This window comes from Streptomyces sp. ISL-66, assembly GCF_018614135.1.
Lineage (GTDB): Bacteria > Actinomycetota > Actinomycetes > Streptomycetales > Streptomycetaceae > Streptomyces.
The window spans coordinates 123,337-142,962 of sequence record NZ_JAGGOW010000032.1; the positions used below are offsets into that span (position 1 = coordinate 123,337).

Annotated in this window: 17 protein-coding genes; 9 read left to right on the forward strand and 8 right to left on the reverse strand. The window is 72.5% G+C overall.

Features of this window, described 5'->3' with window-relative positions; all coding sequences use genetic code 11:
- Window positions 1-456: 456 nt before the first annotated feature.
- Complete coding sequence (locus J7E97_RS07225; RefSeq protein ID WP_215023546.1) at window positions 457-765, reverse strand: chorismate mutase; 309 nt, start codon at window positions 763-765, stop codon at window positions 457-459.
- 295 nt (window positions 766-1,060) lie between these two features.
- On the opposite strand from J7E97_RS07225, the gene guaA reads away from it, so the two are divergent.
- From guaA to J7E97_RS07245, 4 genes are all read left to right on the forward strand, one after another.
- The gene (gene guaA / locus J7E97_RS07230; RefSeq protein ID WP_215023548.1) at window positions 1,061-2,647 is read left to right on the forward strand and encodes a glutamine-hydrolyzing GMP synthase; all 1,587 of its coding nucleotides are present in this window, start codon (window positions 1,061-1,063) and stop codon (window positions 2,645-2,647) included.
- A gap of 129 nt (window positions 2,648-2,776) precedes the next feature.
- Window positions 2,777-3,568, forward strand: coding sequence for a class II aldolase/adducin family protein (locus J7E97_RS07235; RefSeq protein WP_215023550.1), 792 nt, complete (start codon window positions 2,777-2,779; stop codon window positions 3,566-3,568).
- Between the two features lie 102 nt (window positions 3,569-3,670).
- Window positions 3,671-4,936 (forward strand): hypothetical protein, encoded by a 1,266-nt coding sequence (locus tag J7E97_RS07240; RefSeq protein ID WP_215023552.1) that lies wholly within the window; start codon window positions 3,671-3,673, stop codon window positions 4,934-4,936.
- Between the two features lie 144 nt (window positions 4,937-5,080).
- A complete protein-coding gene (locus tag J7E97_RS07245; RefSeq protein ID WP_215023589.1) occupies window positions 5,081-5,545 on the forward strand; it encodes a DoxX family protein in 465 nt (154 codons plus the stop codon).
- Here J7E97_RS07245 and J7E97_RS07250 read toward each other — a convergent pair.
- On the reverse strand, window positions 5,491-5,715 hold the full coding sequence (locus J7E97_RS07250; protein ID WP_215023554.1) for a hypothetical protein: 225 nt from the start codon (window positions 5,713-5,715) through the stop codon (window positions 5,491-5,493). The two genes, J7E97_RS07245 and J7E97_RS07250, sit on opposite strands and share 55 nt — an antisense overlap.
- Window positions 5,702-7,075, reverse strand: coding sequence for a PspC domain-containing protein (locus J7E97_RS07255; RefSeq protein WP_215023555.1), 1,374 nt, complete (start codon window positions 7,073-7,075; stop codon window positions 5,702-5,704). Before J7E97_RS07255 ends, J7E97_RS07250 begins: the two co-directional genes overlap by 14 nt.
- A 131-nt stretch (window positions 7,076-7,206) precedes the next feature.
- Between J7E97_RS07255 and J7E97_RS07260 the strand changes: the two genes are divergently transcribed.
- The 3 genes from J7E97_RS07260 (at window position 7,207) to J7E97_RS07270 (ending at window position 10,439) form a co-directional block, all read left to right on the forward strand.
- Window positions 7,207-8,502, forward strand: a complete 1,296-nt coding sequence (locus tag J7E97_RS07260; RefSeq protein WP_215023557.1) for an ATP-binding protein — start codon at window positions 7,207-7,209, stop codon at window positions 8,500-8,502.
- Window positions 8,499-9,221, forward strand: coding sequence for a response regulator transcription factor (locus J7E97_RS07265; protein ID WP_285427945.1), 723 nt, complete (start codon window positions 8,499-8,501; stop codon window positions 9,219-9,221). Before J7E97_RS07260 ends, J7E97_RS07265 begins: the two co-directional genes overlap by 4 nt.
- 105 nt (window positions 9,222-9,326) lie before the next feature.
- Complete coding sequence (locus J7E97_RS07270; RefSeq protein ID WP_215023559.1) at window positions 9,327-10,439, forward strand: esterase family protein; 1,113 nt, start codon at window positions 9,327-9,329, stop codon at window positions 10,437-10,439.
- A 55-nt stretch (window positions 10,440-10,494) separates the two neighbouring features.
- Here J7E97_RS07270 and J7E97_RS07275 read toward each other — a convergent pair whose 3' ends face one another.
- Window positions 10,495-11,547 carry a C40 family peptidase gene (locus J7E97_RS07275; protein ID WP_215023561.1) on the reverse strand — a complete coding sequence of 351 codons (1,053 nt, stop codon included), beginning with the start codon at window positions 11,545-11,547 and terminating at the stop codon, window positions 10,495-10,497.
- Window positions 11,548-11,772: 225 nt separating this feature from the next.
- Window positions 11,773-12,126 (reverse strand): hypothetical protein, encoded by a 354-nt coding sequence (locus J7E97_RS07280; RefSeq protein ID WP_215023563.1) that lies wholly within the window; start codon window positions 12,124-12,126, stop codon window positions 11,773-11,775.
- 216 nt (window positions 12,127-12,342) lie between these two features.
- Here J7E97_RS07280 and pcrA point away from each other — a divergent pair, with 216 nt between their 5' ends.
- Window positions 12,343-14,883, forward strand: a complete 2,541-nt coding sequence (gene pcrA / locus J7E97_RS07285; RefSeq protein ID WP_215023565.1) for a DNA helicase PcrA — start codon at window positions 12,343-12,345, stop codon at window positions 14,881-14,883.
- A gap of 99 nt (window positions 14,884-14,982) precedes the next feature.
- On the opposite strand, the gene J7E97_RS07290 is transcribed toward pcrA, so the two are convergent.
- Together J7E97_RS07290 and J7E97_RS07295 are read right to left on the reverse strand one after the other, a co-directional pair.
- Window positions 14,983-16,506 (reverse strand): M23 family metallopeptidase, encoded by a 1,524-nt coding sequence (locus J7E97_RS07290; RefSeq protein WP_215023567.1) that lies wholly within the window; start codon window positions 16,504-16,506, stop codon window positions 14,983-14,985.
- Window positions 16,507-16,742: 236 nt separating this feature from the next.
- The gene (locus tag J7E97_RS07295; RefSeq protein WP_215023569.1) at window positions 16,743-17,624 is read right to left on the reverse strand and encodes a triacylglycerol lipase; all 882 of its coding nucleotides are present in this window, start codon (window positions 17,622-17,624) and stop codon (window positions 16,743-16,745) included.
- Window positions 17,625-17,823: 199 nt separating this feature from the next.
- On the opposite strand from J7E97_RS07295, the gene J7E97_RS07300 reads away from it, so the two are divergent.
- On the forward strand, window positions 17,824-18,228 hold the full coding sequence (locus J7E97_RS07300; RefSeq protein WP_215023572.1) for a cobalamin B12-binding domain-containing protein: 405 nt from the start codon (window positions 17,824-17,826) through the stop codon (window positions 18,226-18,228).
- Window positions 18,229-18,336: 108 nt separating this feature from the next.
- On the opposite strand, the gene J7E97_RS07305 is transcribed toward J7E97_RS07300, so the two are convergent.
- Window positions 18,337-19,626, reverse strand: a 1,290-nt coding sequence (locus J7E97_RS07305) for a DUF5691 domain-containing protein (RefSeq protein ID WP_215023574.1), incomplete at its 5' end; no start/stop codon positions are given.

Sequence of the window (19,626 nt, forward strand, 5' to 3'; positions counted from 1 at the left end):
AGGGATCCCGGATCCCGGATCCCGGATCCCGGATCCCGGATCCCGGATCCCGGATCCCGGATCCCGGATCCCGGAAATCCGGAATCCCGTGCAACCTTCCGTGCTGACGGGCTGTCTCATCCATGCGTCCGGCGGGACCGCGCTCGGAGGGGGAGTGCGGTCCCGGTCCGTACCGGAGCACAGAAGAACGGCCGGCCCGGGGCGTCCCCCGGGCCGGCCGTTCCCTTTTGGGGTGACCGGACTGCTGTCCCCTGCCGTCCGGTCACGCGAAGGAGCGAGGTCCCATGACGCGCCCCCGTGAGGGGTGCGTCTCATCGCTCCGCCGGAGCCACGCGCGGTGCTGCGTACCGCACCTGGCTGGCACGGACACCGCATCAACGAAGGGTGCCGGGGGCGGTCACGGTCCGGACGGGTGACGAACGGTCGATCGCCGCCCGCCCGTGCGGCCCGTGCGCCTCAGACCCGGCCGCGGCACAGCTCCAGCAGGGTCATGGCGAGCGCGGTGCCGGGCTTGCCGAGGGCGTCGCTCCAATGGCCCAGGACCTCCATCTCCCGCGACAGGTGCACCCGGCGGCCGCCCGAGCCGATCCGGGCCTCCTGGATGACTGCCGAGACGGCCATCCGCTCCTGGATCAGGCCGATGATCCGGTCGTCGAGGGCGTCGATCCGGTCGCGGGAGCCGGCGATCAGCTGCTCGGGGGTCGTGGTGGCGGTGACGGCGGCGGTGACGGCGGCGGGGGCGGTGGTCGTGGCGGTGACGGACACGGGGATCTCCTGTGGGTGGGGGACCGGCAGGAGCGGAAACGCCAGAGCGCCCCGGTCCTGTCGGACCGGGGCGCTCTGGGAAGTCAGCGGCTCAAGCGAGCATCACGATGACCCATGGCGACCGGACCGGCCGGTGCCATAGGTAAAGAGGAAGCTCAGCTGCTTGCGCATGAGTGGATTATTACCCTCTGTCCCGCCGCCGGCCAAGCGGGTTCGGATGGTGAGACGAAGAGGGTGGTCGGTCCCCCGGTAGAATCAACAAAACAACCCCCTCTTCCGCCGGAAGGCCTGCCCCGTGCCTGAAGCCACCTCCGCCACCCACGACAGCGCTCCGGACACGGTCCTCGTCGTCGACTTCGGCGCCCAGTACGCCCAGCTCATCGCCCGCCGCGTCCGCGAGGCACGGGTCTACTCCGAGATCGTTCCCAGCACGATGCCCGTGGCCGAGATGCTCGCCAAGAGCCCCAAGGCGATCATCCTGTCCGGCGGCCCGTCCTCCGTGTACGAGGAGGGAGCCCCGCAGCTCGACGGCGCGCTCTTCGAGGCCGGCGTCCCCGTCTTCGGCATGTGCTACGGCTTCCAGCTGATGGCGGTCACCCTCGGCGGCACCGTCGACAACACCGGCTCCCGCGAGTACGGCCGCACTCCGCTGGCCGTCTCCAAGACCGGCTCCACCCTCTTCGAGGGCACCCCCGAGAGCCAGTCGGTCTGGATGTCCCACGGCGACGCCTGCTCCGCCGCCCCCGAGGGCTTCACCGTCACCGCGTCGACCGACGTCGTCCCGGTCGCGGCCTTCGAGAACGACGAGAAGAAGCTCTACGGCGTGCAGTACCACCCCGAGGTGATGCACTCCACGCACGGCCAGCAGATCCTGGAGCACTTCCTCTACCGCGGCGCGGGCCTCTCCCCCACCTGGACCACCGGCAACATCGTCGAGGAGCAGGTCGCGGCGATCCGCGAGCAGGTCGGCGACAAGCGCGCCATCTGCGGCCTCTCCGGCGGCGTGGACTCGGCCGTGGCCGCCGCGCTCGTACAGAAGGCCATCGGCTCGCAGCTCACCTGCGTCTACGTCGACCACGGCCTGATGCGCAAGGGCGAGACCGAGCAGGTCGAGAAGGACTTCGTCGCCGCCACCGGCGTGCAGCTGAAGGTAGTCGACGCCCAGGAGCGCTTCCTGAACGCGCTGGCCGGAGTCTCCGACCCGGAGACCAAGCGCAAGATCATCGGCCGCGAGTTCATCCGCGTCTTCGAGCAGGCCCAGGCCGAGATCATCGCCGAGGGCGGCCCGGACGTGGCCTTCCTGGTGCAGGGCACCCTGTACCCGGACGTGGTCGAGTCCGGCGGCGGCACCGGCACCGCGAACATCAAGTCCCACCACAACGTGGGCGGGCTCCCCGACGACATCGAGTTCGAGCTCGTCGAGCCGCTGCGCCAGCTGTTCAAGGACGAGGTCCGGATGGTCGGCCAGGAGCTCGGCCTGCCCGCCGAGATCGTCCAGCGCCAGCCCTTCCCGGGTCCCGGCCTGGGCATCCGCATCGTCGGCGAGGTCACCAAGGAGCGCCTGGACCTGCTCCGCGAGGCCGACGCCATCGCCCGCCACGAGCTCACCGCCGCCGGCCTCGACCGGGAGATCTGGCAGTGCCCGGTCGTCCTGCTCGCGGACGTCCGCAGCGTCGGCGTCCAGGGCGACGGCCGCACCTACGGCCACCCGATCGTGCTGCGCCCCGTCTCCTCCGAGGACGCGATGACCGCGGACTGGACGCGCATGCCGTACGAGGTGCTCGCGCGGATCTCCACCCGCATCACCAACGAGGTGCCCGACGTGAACCGCGTGGTCCTGGACTGCACGAGCAAGCCGCCGGGCACCATCGAGTGGGAGTAGGACCTCCCGCCGCCTGCCGTACGTGACGAGGCCGCCGCTCCCGGACCGGGAGCGGCGGCCTCGCCGCGTGTATGGCCTCTTCGCCCGGTCGCCGGTACCTTGCGCCGCGACCCGAAGGAGGGGCTCCCCATGACCGAGCAGCCGGCCGGCGCCAGCGCCGGCGCCCGCGCACCCGACCCCGTGCCCGCCGAGCGGCTGGGCTTCGAGATGCCGCCGGCGTTCGCCACCGCCGCCGAGGAGCGCGCGCACCGCAAGGAGCGGCTCGCGGCGGTGCTGCGGCTGCTGGGGCGGCTCGGGTACGAGGACGGGGTGGACGGCCATGTCAGCGCCCGGGACCCGGAGTTCGAGGACTGCTACTGGGTGAACCCCTTCGGCCGGGCCTTCGGCGCGCTCGGCCCCGAGGACCTGCTGCTGGTCGACGGGGACGGGCGGGTCCGCCAGGGGGAGCGCCGGGTCAACCAGCTGGCCTTCGCCGTGCACGCGGCCGTCCACCGGGCCCGGCCCGGCGTGGTGGCCGTGGTGCGCACGCAGTCCCCGTACGGCAGGGCGCTCGCCGCTCTCGGCGAGCTGCTGGCCCCGGTCACGCAGGAGGCCTGCGCCTTCTACGAGGACCACGCGCTGCTCGACGAGTACGCGGCGGCCGGGGATGCCGGCCGGATCGCGGACGCGCTCGGCCCGTACAAGGCGCTGGTCCTGCGCAACCACGGGCTGCTGACCGTCGGCGACTCGGTGGACGCGGCCGCCTGGTGGTTCATCGCGGCCGAGCGGGCCGCGCAGGTGCAGCTGATCGCTCGGGCGGCCGGAAAAGCGGTGCTCATCGGCCACCACAGCGCGGTCGCCACGCGCGAGCGGTTCGGCTCCGATCTGGCCGCCTGGGTGAGCCTGCAGCCGCTGCTCGAACAGGTGGCGTCAACATCATGAACGGTTAATCACCTGCTCTGACATCGTGCGCAATCCGGAGCACTGCCGCAGTGGTGCACAATTCGCTGGCATTGCACCGAAGTTCAGAGAGGCGGCACGTTCGTGGCTGTCCAAGAGATCTCCCGACCCACCCACAGCGGAAGTTGCACCTGCGACGACTGCCCGCACGGGGCACGCGCAGGACACCGCCGCGCCGTCGCCGCGTTCCTGGAGAAGCGCGACGAGTTCGCCGCCGGGCAAGGGCTGCCCGCCGCCGTCGCCCGCTCCGCCGGAGCGTCCCGGCAGTGGGTCTCCGACGAACTGACCCTGTCCGCCCGGACGGTCGCCGACCGGGGGCGGGAAGCCGGGCACTCCTGGCTGTACCTGCTGTCACGGCGGGCCGTGCTCGCCGTGTGGATCGCCGCCGGGGTGCTGCTGCTCGTCCAGGTCGCCGCCGCGCTCGGCACCGGCTGGTCCACGGCGCGCACCGCCGGGCTGCTGGCCGCGCTCGTACTGGCCGCCCTGCTGACGGTGGCCGCCCGCGCGCAGACGGTCCGGGGCGGGCTGCTCGCCCCGCTCGTCGGCGAGGACAACCGGCTGTCGACCTCGAAGGTGGTGCCGAGCGCCTGGCTGGTGCTCACCGCCTTCGCCGCGCTGCTGCCCGCGCTGCGGCTCGCGGCCTCCGCGCCCGGACCGGAACGGGAGGCGCTGTACGCGGGCTTCGCGCTCGGCCGGGCGCTGCCGCTGCTGGCGGTGCTCGCGATGACCTCGGCGGTGGCGGTGCTGGTGCGCCGCGTGGTCTCCGTACGGATCATGGGGCAGCGGCTGCAGAAGCTGCCGGCGGACCGCCCGACCGGGGCGGACCTGCTGACGGACGACGCTGGCCGGGGCTCCTTCCCCGACGCCCAGTACGTACTGGTCTCCACGGTGGTCCTGGGCTTCGCGGCCGTGTCGCTGGCCCGCTTCCCGGACCGGCTGCCGCAGCTGCCGTGGGCGCTGGCCCTGCTGGTGGCCCTGTCGGCGGCGGTGTACCTGGCGGCGAAGTACGCCGAGGGCAGCCGCCCGCTGGTGCTGTCGGTGGTGCGCAGACGCGAGCCCGGGGATCTGGACGGAGCGATCCGGCCCGGGGACGACATCGAGATCCGGGGCGTGGGTTTCGTGCCGCCCGGCGCGCAGACGCCGGAGATGCTGGCCCGGCTGGTCGTCCGGGTCGGGGCGGTCCACGTGCACGTGCCGCTGGTCCCGGTGGCCGGCGGTTTCACCAATCCCTCGGACGCGGTGCTGACCGTGCCGGTGCCGGCGGAAGTGGAACCGGGGCGGGTCGAGATCCAAGTGGTGACCGCCGCCGGAGTGGAATCCAACCGGTGCACCATCGACGTCGGCGAGTGATGGGGGTACACATGTCGCGTGAACCGAACTGACGTCCCTTCCGGCGCCTCCGACGCGTCCGGCGCCTCCGCTTCCGATGACCCCGGCGCCCCCGGCGCCCCCGGCGCCCCCGGCGCCCCCGGTGCCGGCACCGGCCCGAGCGGCCTGCGCGCACTGGCCGCACGCCACGCGCTCCTGCCGCTGCGGATCTTCCTCGGCGTGACCTTCGTCTACGCGGGCCTGGACAAGCTGACCGACTCCGCGTTCCTCTCCGTCACCGGCGACGGCTCCATCGGCGAGCTGATGCGCGGGGTGCGCGACACCGCCGCGATCCCGGCCATGGTGGACCTGGCGCTGAAGGCGCCCGTCGGCTTCGCCGTCGCCCTGGCGATCGGGGAACTCCTGGTCGGCCTGGGCGTCCTGGCCGGCCTGCTGACCCGGATGGCGGCCGCCGGCGGGGCGCTGATCTCGCTCAGTCTCTGGCTCACGGTGTCCTGGGCGGTGACCCCCTACTACTACGGCAATGATCTGATCTACTTGATGGCCTGGCTGCCGCTGGTCCTCGGCGGGGCGCCCTACCTTTCGCTGGACTCGGTGATCCGATCCCGCCGGTCGCGGCGCACGGCGTAGGTCACCAGGCCGACCACGGCGGCGAACGCGAGCCCGCCCAGGACCATCAGCAGGACGAAGAACCAGGGCGGGTCGGCCTCGCCGGCCGCACCGAGCAGATAGAGCACGGCGGCGGCCATCAGGACCAGCCCCGCGATCAGCCGTCCCGGCTGGAACTCATGACGCCGCACGGGCCACCTCCACCTGTCCCACACCCGCGCTCAGGTGCAGCTCGATCGTCCCGCCGGCCTCGGTGCCGGCGGCGGGTTCCAGCGTCGTCTCCCGGGTCTCGCCGCCGCTCTGGATCCGTATGTCCTGGCTGGTCTCCCCGGGCATGTGGATGTCGCCCAGCTTGACCGAGACGTCGGCCCGAGCGGTGACCTCCCGGGGCACGACCACCTTGAGCCGCCCCGACTCGATGGAGGCGCGGACCGCCACCGTGGTGCCCTTCGGGACGTCCAGGCGGCTCAGGTCCAAGGTGGCCAGCCCGGTGCCCGCCTCGTACACCGGCCGTACGTCGGCCACCGCGGCCGGACGCCAGTCGACCTTCTTCCAGTCGGTGCCGATCTCCTTGGGCAGCGCCACCGCCCCCGCCAGCAGCCCGGCCGTGATCACTGAGAGCAGCACGGTGCCGAAGCCGGTGCGGCCCTTGACCGAGCTGACCGCGAGCCCGAGGCCGAAGACCGCGAGGGCGCCGGCGAAGCCGACCTGTAGCGCGTGGCTGAGGGTGCTGCCCTCCCAGACCGAGGCGGTGGAGACCGCCCCGGCCAGCAGGGCCAGGACGAACACCCGGCCGCCTATGCCGCCGCGCGGAGCGCGCGGGACGCGCTCGCCGGGCGGAGCCGCCGCCGGACCGCCCGGCACGTCCCCGGCGGTGTCGTCCGGGCCCCACAGGTAGCCGGTCGAACCGACCGGCCCCGTGGTGCCGTCCTTGACCAGCGGATCCCGCCACCAGGACGGGCCGCCGGGCGCGGGCGGCGCCTGCGTCTCGGGCGGCGCCGGGCTGTGCGCCGTCCGGTGCCCGGTGCGCGTCGCCGCCGGCCAGACGAACTCGGCTCCCGCGGCGGACTTCTCCTCCGGGGCCGGGGCGCCCGGGTGCGTGTGGCGGTGGTGGCGCGACCAGTACGCCGCGCCGGCGAGAGCCAGGGCGGCCAGGACGGAGAAGACCGCCAGGGCGCCGTTGTCCAGCATCGACAGGAACAGCGCGCAGCCCACCAGCGCGGCGAACACCGCCGCCAGCGTCGCGCCCTCGACCCGGCCCGTCAGCAGCTTCTTCGCCTCGCTGTCGTCCTCGCCCTCCTGGGGCAGCAGCAGCCACGCGAACCCGTAGAAGATCAGACCGACGCCGCCGGTCACCCCGAGGACGCCGAGCACGATCCGGAAGATCACCGGATCCAGGTCGAAATACCGGCCGAGGCCGCCGCACACGCCCGCAAGCACCTTGTCGCGCTTGCCGCGGCGCAGGGGAGGGCGCTCGCCGGGCGGCGGGGCCGAGCCGGCGGCCTGGCCGGCTCCTGCGTCCGGCGTCGGGGAATCGTGCACTTCGGTCATGCGTACATGGTGACGGTCCGCCGCCGCCGCGGGCATCCGGATCTACCCTGGCGCAACCCTGATATCCCCCCGAGAGAACTGGGGGGCTGCCCTGATGTCCCGGGCACCGCGCGCGTGTGACCATCGGTGACATGCCCGTAGCCGCCGTCCCCCGCCCGCCGTACGCACCCGAATCCGATGAGACGCCGCACCGCAAGCTCTACCGCAGCGCCGACGGCCGGATGCTCGGCGGAGTCGCGCGCGGCCTCGCCGGGCACCTCGGGGTGCCCGTCATCTGGGTCCGGCTCGCCTTCTTCGGCCTGTTCATGTGGGGCGACGGCCTGGGCGTGCTCCTGTACGCCGCGTTCTGGGTCTTCGTACCCCTGGGTGTCGGCGGCCGCAGCGGCCACCGCTCCTTCTTCGACACCCTCCCCGACGGCACCCGGCGGGTGCGCAAGCCCGAGCGGGGCCAGATCGTCGCGCTGATCGCGCTGTGCGTGGGCGCCGGCATCTTCATCTCCAAGGTCCAGGTCGGCGGCGCCTCCGGACGGTACGTGTGGCCGACGCTGCTGGTCGGAGCCGGTGTGGTCCTCGTCTGGCGGCAGGCCGACAACGCCCGCCGCGCCCACTGGAACGCGGCAGCCGGCCGGCACGCCCGGCTGCTCCAGACCGCCCGGGCCCTCGCCGGCGTCGCCCTGGTCGGCGTGGGCCTGACCGTCTTCATCGTCGTCCGCGGCTCCGCCGCCCAGCTGGGCAACGTCCTGACCGCCACCCTCGCCGTCCTCGTCGGCGTCGCCCTCCTCGCCGGCCCCTGGCTGATCCGGATGACCCAGGACCTCTCCGAGGAGCGCCTGATGCGCATCCGCGCCCAGGAGCGCGCCGAGGTCGCCGCCCACGTCCACGACTCCGTGCTGCACACCCTCACCCTGATCCAGCGGGGCGCCGAGGACCCCGGGGAAGTGCGGCGCCTCGCGCGGGCCCAGGAGCGGGAGCTGCGCAACTGGCTGTACAAGCCCGAGGGCACCGGCAAGGACGAGGCCGAGGAGCCCACGACGCTCGCCGACGCCGTGAAGAAGACCGCCGCCGACGTCGAGGACCACCACGGCGTCCCGATCGAGGTGGTCGTCGTGGGCGACTGCCCCCTCGACGAGAAGCTGTCGGCACAGATGCAGGCCGCGCGCGAGGCGATGGTCAACGCCGCCAAGTACGGTGGCGACGGCGGCCCCGTCCAGGTGTACGCGGAGGTGGAGGGCCAGACGGTGTTCGTGTCCGTTCGGGACCGCGGGCCGGGCTTCGACATGGACGCGGTACCGGACGACCGGATGGGCGTACGAGAATCGATCATCGGCCGGATGCAGCGCAACGGCGGGACCGCGCGGCTGCGGTCCGCACCCGACGGCGGCACGGAAGTCGAGCTGGAAATGGAGAGGGCGGCGAAGGCAGCATGACCGAGGACAACGCGAACACCGGCGGCACGAGCCCCGGGGGTGCCCCCGGCGGCGGCCGGGGCAGGGTCCGGGTGGTGCTCGTCGACGACCACCGCATGTTCCGCACGGGAGTGCAGGCCGAGATCGGCGAAACCGACCGGACCGGGGTCGAGGTCGTCGGCGAGGCCGCCGACGTCGACCAGGCCGTCACCGTCATCACCGCCACCCGCCCGGAGGTGGTCCTCCTGGACGTGCACCTGCCCGGCGGCGGCGGCGTCGAGGTGCTGCGCCGCTGCGCCCCGCTGATGACCGCCGCCGAGGACCCGGTACGGTTCCTCGCCCTGTCGGTGTCGGACGCCGCCGAGGACGTCATCGGCGTGATCCGGGGCGGCGCGCGCGGCTATGTCACCAAGACGATCACCGGTACCGACCTGGTGAATTCGGTCTTCCGGGTCCAGGAGGGGGACGCGGTGTTCTCCCCGCGCCTGGCCGGCTTCGTTCTCGACGCGTTCGCCTCGACCGACGCCCCGCCGGTCGACGAGGACCTGGACCGCCTCACCCAGCGCGAGCGCGAAGTGCTGCGGCTGATCGCGCGCGGATACGCGTACAAGGAGATCGCCAAGCAGCTCTTCATCTCGGTGAAGACGGTCGAATCCCACGTCTCGGCGGTCCTGCGCAAGCTCCAGCTGTCCAACCGCCACGAGCTCACCCGCTGGGCGACGGCCCGCAGGCTGATCTGATCCCGGGCGGTGTGGATCGCGGGGCCGGCCGCCCGCAGCCCTGTGATCCACACCGCAGCCGCTCCCGGGAACCCGAACACGGCGCCGACACCTCTTCCGTCCGTGATGAGTTTGACGGGGACCCCCCTCTTCGCGGCGGCGATCGCCTTGACGGCGTGCGCCGTCCTCCTGCCCCTGGCCGTGTGGACCAAGGTGCGCGGGCCCGTCGCCGTGCGCGTCGCCACGCGCGCCGTGATGATGGTGTCCGCCCAGGTCACGGCCGTCGCCCTGGTATTCGTCGCGGTCAACCGGGAAATGAACTTCTACGCGTCCTGGGGCGATCTGCTCGGCACCGGCACGTACGTCACCGCCGCCCCCGACCTCGGCCCCGACGGGCTCGGCGGGAAGAAGGCGGCGGAGGTCAAGGCCGAGCCGAAGGTGCTCCAGGAGTTCCAGCCCGTCGAGGGACTCGGCGGCCGGGTCAAGAGGACCGAGCTCGACGGCAAGATATCCGGCGTCAAGGGCGACGTCCTGGTGTGGCTGCCGCCCCAGTACGACGACCCGGCCTTCAAGGACAAGAAGTTCCCCGTCGTCGAGCTGATCCCCGGCATACCGGGGACCGGCAAGTCCTGGTTCCAGGGGCTGAAGGCGCACGAGGTCCTCGAACCCCTCATGAAGAGCGGCAAGGTGCAGCCGTTCATCCTCGTCTCGCCGCGCGCCATGCTGCTCGGCAACGCCGACACCGGCTGCGCCAACATCCCGGGCAAGGTCAACGCCGACAGCTGGTTCAGCGTCGACGTCCGCAAGATGGTCGCCGACAATTTCCGGGTGTCGCAAGAGGCCCGCACGTGGGGCGTGGCCGGGTATTCCGCCGGGGCGTACTGCGCCGCCAAGCTGGCGATCAACCACCCCGACCGCTACAGCGCGGCCGTCTCCCTCTCCGGCTACAACGACCCGGGGCAGGAGCCCTCTTCGCTGGTCGCGCAGGATCCGGAGTTGCGCCGCACCCACAACCTGAAGTTCCTGCTCAAGGCCGCGGCCGCGCCGCCGGCCGTCTCGCTGTGGATGTCGGGCGCGGAGCAGGACGGCTACCTGTCCGGCACGGACCTCAAGGCGATCGCACAGGATCCGACCGTGGTGCACGCGGAGAAGGTGACCGGCGGCCACAACCACGACAGCTGGTCGAAGCAGCTGCCGCAGACCTTCGACTGGCTGAGCAGGACGGTCAAGGCACCGTAGGGCGCGGTGTGCGGTGTGCGGGGCGCGGTGTGTGCGGCTTGCGGCGCGCGGCGCGCTACGCCGGTCGGGAAGCGCCCGCCCAGGGCATCGAGTCCACCGGCGCCAGGCGCACCGTCGAACCGGGGCGCGGGGCGTGGATCATCTGGCCGTTGCCCACGTACATGCCCACGTGCGTCACCCCGGAGTAGAAGAACACCAGGTCGCCGGGGGCCAGCTGGTCGCGGGAGATCCGCTGCCCCGCGTTGATCTGCGTGTACGTGGTGCGCGGTAGTGACACTCCGGCCGCGCGCCAGGCCGCCTGGGTCAGGCCCGAGCAGTCGAAGGAGCCGGGTCCCGTGGCGCCCCACACGTACGGCTTGCCGATCGCCCCGTACGCGAACGCCACCGCGCCGGCGGCGCGGGATCCGTCGGAGGGGGGCGGGGGCGGGCCGGCCGGGCCGGTGGTGGCGCCGCCGACGGACCGGGCCTCGTAGGCGGCGCGCTGCTCGGCTGTCAGCTTGTCCAGCAGTCGTCGCGCCGCGCTCAGCTTCGCTTCGATCTCGGCCTTGTGGCCGGCGAGCTCGCCCTGCCGGGCGCGCAGGTCGGCGAGGCGTCCGGAGGCCTGCTCCCTGAGCTGCCCGACCTCTTCCGCCTTGCGGCGCACGACGGAGATGTCGGCGGCGTTGCGGTTCCCGGCGCGCGCGATGAGGGCGGCCCGGTCCAGGTACTCCTGCGGGCTGTCGGACATCGCCAGCTGGACGGCGGCGCTCAGGGTCCCGCTGCGGTACTGGGTCGCGGCCAGGGAACCGAGCGCGCTGCGGGCGCTGTTGAGCTGGTCGGTCTTGCGAGCGGTCTCGTCCTGCAGTCCGGCGAGGGCGCGCTCCGCGTCGTCGGCCTTCTCTTTCGCCCCGTTGTACTGCTCGGTCGCGCCCTCGGCCTCCTCGTAGAGCCGGTCCACCTCCGCTTTGACCTGCGAGGGCGTCGGCTCGGGGGCCGCGTGGGAGGTGCCTTCGAACGCGGTGGCGGTGGCAGCGCCCGCGAGGGCGAGGGTGGCGGCGGTGGTCCGTGCGGTGGTCCGTGCGGTGCCGCCGGAAAACGGGCGCTGCCTGGGCTTTCGATGACTGGCCACGAGGGCCTCACGTCCTTCCTCTCTCGGTGCTTGGAGGAGGACGCTAGACCCGGAGATAACGGGCGGATGACGGGATGATCGTAAGTGGCCGTACGCGACCGGATCTTGTCGTTAGGTCGTCGTCTCGAAGTCGCTGGTGACCGCCGATGGCCGTCCAGGGATGCCGGGCATGCCGGCCGTGCCGGGCGTGCCAGGGGCGTCGAGCGTGCCGGGAGGTGCCAGGGGTCAGCGCCAGAGGACGGCGATGAAGATGTTGGCCACGGTCAGTGCGCCGACCGTGCCGAACAGCGCCTTCTCCACCCGCTCCTCGTCGCGCTTGACGTAGACGAGCGCGAGGATCACGAAGAGGATCGCGAGCTTGACCCCGGCCTTGACGTTGTTGACGCTCCCGCCGTCCATCTCGCGGAAACCGACGAGCAGCACACCGGTGACGAGCATGGTCAGCGCGCCGTGCAGCATCGCGGGCACGAAGCGGGCGGTGCCGGCGCTCATCGCCTTCATCTGGGTCAGGAAGCCGCCGAGGAGCGAGGCGATCCCGATGATGTGCAGGCCGAGGAAGACATTGATGAGAACGTTCATGCCGAGGAGCCTAGGCGGTGGCCAGGCGCGGATTTCGGCCGCGGGGCGCGGATCACGCGGCCGCCGCCCACGGAGAATCCCGACGTGACCGATGTCGCAGGAGGCGAAACCAGGCGGTGCCTGGGACGGCCCCGGGCAGGGTTCACAGGGCATATGCCGCCGAATTTTCCCGGGCCGGGACACGCTGTCGGTCCCGCCCCCTAGACTCGGAAGGCGATGAGCAGCCTCTTTGACGACAGCTTCCTGGCCGACCTCTCCCCCTCCGAAGAGGTCCCCCCGCCGCCCGAGGATCACGCCGCCCCCGAGACGGGCGCGGACGATCTCTTCGGGGGCCGGTTCGACGTGGCCGTCGACAGTGGGGGGCGCGGGGACGCGTACTACCGGGACGGCGCCCCCAGGCCCGTCATCGACCCGGCGGCCCTCCTCGACGGGCTGAACGCGGAGCAGCGCGCCGCCGTGGTGCACGCGGGGTCGCCGCTGCTCATCGTGGCCGGCGCCGGCTCCGGCAAGACGCGCGTGCTGACGCACCGCATCGGCTACCTGCTCGGCGCGCGCGGGGTCCACCCGGGCCAGATCCTGGCGATCACCTTCACGAACAAGGCCGCCGGCGAGATGAAGGAGCGCGTCGAGGGCCTGGTCGGCCCGCGCGCGAACGCCATGTGGGTGATGACCTTCCACAGCGCCTGCGTCCGCATCCTGCGCCGCGAGTCCAAGCGGCTCGGTTTCACCTCGTCGTTCTCGATCTACGACGCGGCCGACTCGAAGCGCCTGATGGCGCTCGTCTGCCGGGACCTCGACCTGGATCCGAAGAAGTTCCCGCCGAAGGCCTTCAACGCCAAGATCTCGAACCTGAAGAACGAGCTCATCGACGAGGACGCCTTCGCGGGGCAGGCCGTCGACGGCTTCGAGAAGACCCTCGCCCAGGCGTACGCGATGTACCAGGGGCGCCTGCGCGAGGCGAACGCGCTCGATTTCGACGACATCATCATGACCACGGTCCATCTGCTCCAGGCGTTCCCGGAGGTCGCCGAGCACTACCGGCGCCGCTTCCGGCACGTCCTGGTCGACGAGTACCAGGACACCAACCACGCCCAGTACACGCTCGTGCGCGAGCTGGTCGGCACCGGCTACCCGGATCTGCCGCCCGCCGAGCTGTGCGTCGTGGGTGACGCCGACCAGTCGATCTACGCCTTCCGCGGCGCGACCATCCGCAACATCCTCCAGTTCGAAGAGGACTACGCGGACGCCACGACGATCCTGCTGGAGCAGAACTACCGCTCCACCCAGACGATCCTGTCCGCCGCCAACGCCGTGATCGAGCGCAACGAGAACCGCCGCGCGAAGAACCTGTGGACCGAGGCCGGCACCGGGGCGGTGATCACCGGATACGTCGCGGACACCGAGCACGACGAGGCGCAGTTCATCGCCGACGAGATCGACCGGCTGACGGACGCGGGCGACGCCAAGGCGGGCGACGTCGCGATCTTCTACCGGACGAACGCGCAGTCCCGCGTGTTCGAGGAGATCTTCATCCGGGTCGGACTGCCGTACAAGGTCGTCGGCGGCGTGCGCTTCTACGAGCGCAAGGAGGTTCGCGACGTCCTCGCGTACCTGCGCGTCCTGGCCAACCCCGAGGACAGCGTCCCGCTCCGCCGGATCCTGAACGTGCCCAAGCGCGGCATCGGCGAGCGCGCGGAAGCGATGATCGACGCGCTGGGCATGCGCGAGAAGATCACCTTCCCGCAGGCGCTGCGCCGGGTCGACGAGGCCTTCGGCATGGCCGCCCGCTCGACCAACGCGGTCAAGCGGTTCAACGTGCTGATGGAGGAACTCCGCACGATCGTCGACTCGGGCGCCGGCCCGGCCGTGGTCCTGGAAGCGGTCCTGGAGCGTACGGGCTACCTCGCCGAGCTCCAGGCCTCGACCGACCCGCAGGACGAGACCCGCATCGAGAACCTCCAGGAACTGGCCGCGGTGGCGCTCGAGTTCGAGCAGGCACGGGAGGCCGCCGCCACGGAGGCCGCCGAGAGCGGCGCCCCGCCGGTGGGCCCCGGCACCCTCGCCGAGTTCCTGGAACAGGTCGCGCTCGTCGCCGACTCCGATCAGATCCCGGACGAGGACACCGACGGCAACGGCGTCATCACCCTCATGACCCTGCACACCGCCAAGGGCCTGGAGTTCCCGGTGGTCTTCCTGACCGGCATGGAGGACGGGGTCTTCCCGCACATGCGGGCACTGGGCCAGACCAAGGAGCTCGAGGAGGAGCGCCGCCTCGCGTACGTCGGCATCACGCGCGCCCGGGAGCGGCTGTACCTGACCCGCTCCTCGATGCGCAGCGCGTGGGGCACCCCCTCGTACAACCCGCCGTCGCGGTTCCTCGAGGAGATCCCGGCCGAGTACCTGCAGTGGAAGCGGACGGGCGCGGCGCAGAAGCCGGCGGGTCCGGTGCGGAGCTCGGGCTACGGGTCCTCGGGCTCGGGCGGGGGCGGTTCGAAGACCTCGTTCGGCACCTCGCCGGAGTCGTTCCTGTCCTCGTCGCGCTCGAAGTCGGGCCCGTCCGGTTTCGCGACGCGCAGGGCCTCCGACAAGCCGACGATCGCGCTGGCGGTCGGGGACCGGGTCACGCACGACCAGTTCGGGCTGGGCACGGTCATGGAGGTCAAGGGAGCGGGCGCGGACGCGCAGGCCACCATCGACTTCGGGGACGAGAAGCCGAAGCGGCTGCTGCTGCGGTACGCGCCGGTGCAGAAGCTCTAGGGAGCTCGGGCGGCCCGGAGCCGGTCCGCCTGGTTGGCCTGGACCGGCCGGGCGGCCGAGTGCGTCGGCCGGGTGGGCGGCTGGGTCGGCCGGTGGCTCTTAGTTCGGGTCCAGATCGTGGCTGCGCAGCCACGCCTGGGGGTCGACGGGAGAGCCGCCGCCCGGTCGTACCTCGAAGTGCAGGTGCGGTCCGGTGGAGTTGCCCGAGTTGCCGGAGTACGCGATCACATCGCCGGCCTTGACCTTGCCGGAGCGGATCTTGGCGCTGCTGAGGTGGCAGTACCAGGTCTCCGTACCGTCGGGCGCGGTGAGTATCACCATGTTGCCGTAGGCGCTGTTCCACTGGCTGCGCACGGTGCCGTCGGTGGCGGCCATGACCGAACTCCCGTAAGACACCGGGAAGTCGATGCCGGTGTGCACGGACATCCAGTTGACGCCCGCCTGGCCGAAGCCCGCGCTGAGGCCGTGCCGCGCGACGGGGAGGGCGAACTTGGGGCGGGCCGCTTCCTTGGCCGCCTCCTCCTCCGCCTTCTTCTTCTTTTCCTCGTCCTGACGCAGGCGCAGGTCGATGCGTTCCTGGGTGCGGCTCGCGCGGTCCGCGAAGTCGCCGGCGTCGGCGCTGAGGGCGGTGAGCTGCGTGTCGAGCTTGCTGTTCGCCGCGACCGGCTTGACGGAGGCCGGATCGGGCGCGGCCATCGTGGTCGTTGCCTCGGCGGACTGCTCCGCGCCGGTGAGCCCGCCGACGGAGGCGGCGGCCACACCCGCGACACCCATCACGCAGGCGGAGGGCACGGCCACGGTCAGCAGGGCGGAACGCTTCGCCGGCGTGCGGCGGCGGGTGTTCCCGGCGCGGCGCGAGGCGCGGGGCGCGGACGGGGCGGCCGCCAGGGCCGGGGCCGGCGGCGTGACGGGCATGGCCTGGGTGGGGAGGTCGTGCACCCGGAAGTCGGCGTCTGCGGTGGCTTCGGCGTCTGCGGCGGCTGTGGCGTCGCCTTCGTGGCCGAGGAAGCTGTCGGACGAGTCGCCGAGCGCGTCCCCGTGGAAGCCGGTGTGGGCGTCGTCCTCGGCGATGACCTCGAAGACCGCGGTCTCGGTGTAAACCGGGGGCGCTTCGTACGTGTACTCGTACGTGTACTGCTGCTCCTGGTGTTGCGCCTGCTGCGTCGCTTGCGCCTGTTCCTGCACCTGCTCGTAGCCGTACGCGTAGGCCTGCTGGGGCTCCTGCGTCTGCTGGGACTGCGGCTCGGAGGCGGTGTTCCAGGCGGTGGCGTCGTAGGCGCCGGTCTCGGTGCCGTAACCCGGGGTCGACCACGTGTCGTAGCCGAAGGCGGTGGACTGGTAGTCCGTGGAGATGCCCTGGGTGGGGACGGTCGAGAGGTATCCGTCGTAGCCGCCGGTCTCGGGCTGCTGGGAGTAGCCGCTCTGCGGGGTGGTCCACGCGGTGGCGTCGTACGCGCCGGTGCCGGTGTCGTAGGAGGTGCCGTAGGACCCGGCGGCGGCGTAGTTGTAGCCCTGACCTTGCGTTTCATAGGACGCGTAGGCGGAATCGCCGGCGAGAGTGGTGGTGGCAAGGCCGTCGTACCCGAGATCGGGGTACTGGCCCGACGAGGGGCGGTCGTTCACCAACTTCTCTTTCGCCTCGGCAGCGGGGGGCCTGGGTGGCCGAGGAGTTTGGAGTTCCTCGGAGGAGAGCAGTGGCGTGACTGTACCCGTCGGTTACTCGCATCGACAATCTTCGGCGGGGGCCGGCCGCGGGGGAACCGGGCATTCAGCCGCCTTTCGGTCGCCGCAAGGGCGACCCTTGGCCTTGAGTTCGAAATACGTTCGAATGTAGGCGGATTGGCGAGCCTTTTCTTCCCTCAGGCGACGGAAGCGGTGCCGGAGTGGCGGACGGCGACCGGGCCGGGCCCGTCGAGCGTGCGCCGGACGGCTGCGATGACGGTGGGATGCGCGGGCAGGGCGAGGTGCCCGATGCCGGTGACGTGCACGTTCTCCGCGATCAGGTCCGGATGTTCGATGCGGGCCGTCTCGATCGGGTCCATCAGCGCGTCGAACTCGCTCCAGAACGCCACGCACCGGGTCCGGCAGCCGGGCGCGGGCGCGCGCAGCTCGGCCATCACCTCGGAGTCCCGGCGCATCTGCCGGACCAGCGGGTGCGCGTCCATGAAGGGCGCGACGCCGGTGCCGCAATGGGGGGTGCCGAGCGTGACGAGGGTGCGGACGCGGGCATCGCCACCGAGGCGCTGGACGTAGTACCGCCCGATCAGGCCGCCGAGGCTGTGCCCCACCAGGTCCACCCGGTCCTGCCCGGTGCGCTCGCACAGTTCCTCGACGCGGTCGGCGAGACGGCGGGCGGTGACGCGCAGATCGAGGGTGAAGGGGGAGTAGTTGTACGTCTCCACCTGCCGCCGGCCGCCCGCCCCGAGGGCGCGGCGCAGCAGGACGAAGACGGAGCGGTTGTCGGTGAACCCGTGCAGGAGCAGCGCGGGCGGTGCGGTGGCGGCGGCGCCGGACGCGTCGGCACCGGGCCCGGCGGTCGTGGTCGCGGTCGTGGGCGCGGTGCCGCTCCCGCTCCCGCTCCCGCTCCCGCTCCCCGTCCCGCTCCCGGAGTCGGCGGCGGTGCGGGCGGCGGTAGGGCGCTCCTGGCGCATCCCCGTCGGATACATCAGGATGTGCCCGCCGAGCACTATCAATTCCAGTACGCCGGCCCGCAGCGCGGCCCCGGACATGGACAGCCCCATGGGCGGCCTCCCCTAAGCGTCTTGGGGCGACGCGGACCACAGGGGCCGGCCACGCCGTGCCGTGCGGCTGTCGGCACGGAGTGGCGGCACGGGAGCGGCGGCACGCCATCCCACGTGTGATTTCCCCCTCGTGGTTGACCGCGAAACGGGGGTGTGCGCGATGCTGTACTTAACGTTCGTTCACTCGGGAGGCAGTGTGATGGGTGTGACCGGTCCGATCCGTGTGGTGGTGGCCAAGCCGGGCCTCGACGGCCACGACCGGGGCGCCAAGGTGATCGCGCGGGCGCTGCGGGACGCGGGCATGGAGGTCATCTACACCGGCCTCCACCAGACCCCCGAGCAGATCGTGGACACCGCGATCCAGGAGGACGCCGACGCGATCGGCCTCTCGATCCTCTCGGGCGCGCACAACACGCTGTTCGCGCGCGTGCTGGAGCTCCTCGCGGAGCGCGACGCGGAGGACATCAAGGTGTTCGGCGGCGGCATCATCCCGGAGGCGGACATCGCTCCGCTCAAGGAGAAGGGCGTGGCTGAGATCTTCACCCCGGGCGCGACGACGACGGCCATCGTCGACTGGGTCCGGGCGCACGTCCGTCAGGCGTAGCCGAGCCGTACCGGCTCCGGAGCCGAGCCGTAGCCGCGGCGTGCTCCGGCCCCGGGCTGCGCTCCGGCCCAGGCCCAGGCCCCGGCCCCGGAGCGCGGCCCGTCCCGGTTACCGGCCGGGAAGGGCCAGTTCGGCGTGCATCGTGGCGCGGAGGCGGAGGGTGGCCACCAGGCGTTGGAAGGCCTCCGACCAGTACGCCGCCGCGCCTCCCGGCTCGGCCGGCTCCGCCGTCATCGCGTCCAGGCGTCCCGCCTCCGCGGGGTCGAGGCAGCGCTCCGCCAGACCCATCACCCCGCTGAAGCTCCACGGGTAGCCGCCCGTCTCCCGTGCGGAGTCCAGCGCCTCCACCACGGCCCGGCCCAGAGCCGGCGCCCACGGCACCACGCACACCCCGAGCAGCTGGAACGCTTCGGACAGGCCGTGGGCCCGTATGAACTCCGCGACCCACGCCGCCCGTTGCTCCTCATCGAGGATCGACAGCAGCTTCGCCCGCTCCGCCAGCGAGGCCGTGGCCGGGCCCGCCGCCGCAGGTGCGCGGGCCGAGCCCAGCAGGGCCCGCGACCATGCGGGATCGCGCTGCCGGACCGCGGCCCGGCACCACGCCGCGTGCAGTTCCTCCGTCCAGCCCTCGGCCACCGGCCGTGCCACGATCTCCGCCGGGCCGAGGCCGCCGAACCGCTCCTGCCAGCAGGACAGCGGCGCCGCCTCCACCAGCTGCCCCAACCACCACGCGCGCTCCCCGCGTCCCGCGGGCGGCCGCTTGACCACCCCGTCGCGCAGCATCCCCGCGTCGCAGTCGACCGGCGGTGTCACCCCCTCCGGGCCGACGCAGGCCAGCGCGCGCTCCGCCATCCGCCCGGCCAGCGCCGAATCCGGCAGTGCGGAGAGCAACTCGGCCGCGGTCGCCCGTACGTTGCGGCTCCGGTCGCCCAGCGCCGCTTCCAGGAAGGGCTCGTCATCGTCCGACAGGCCCACCCGCAGCGAGTCGAGGAACATCAGGCGGTCCTCGGCCCGCTCGGTGGCCCAAGTGGTCGTCAGCAGCCGGATCGCGGCCGCCGCCTCATGAGCCCGGACGAGGCCGAGCAGTGCCACCCGCTCCGCGAACAGGCCTTCCTGCCACAGCCGTTCGACCCCGGCCGTGTCCGTGGGCCCGGGCAGTTCCCCCGCGCCGCCGGAACCGCCGCGCAGGGCGAACCGCCAGTCCGGATTCAGCCGGGCCAGCCACAGCCCGCGCGTCCCGGCCAGGGCCAGCGCCTGCGGCCGCAGGTCGGTGCGGGCCCGCGCCACGTCCAGCAGCGCGGGCACCAGCGAGGCCGGGGCGCGGTAGCCGTGCTGCCCCGCGGCGGCCAGCCACTGCGGCAGTAGCTCCGTGACGTCCGGGGCGGCCCCCCGCCGCCC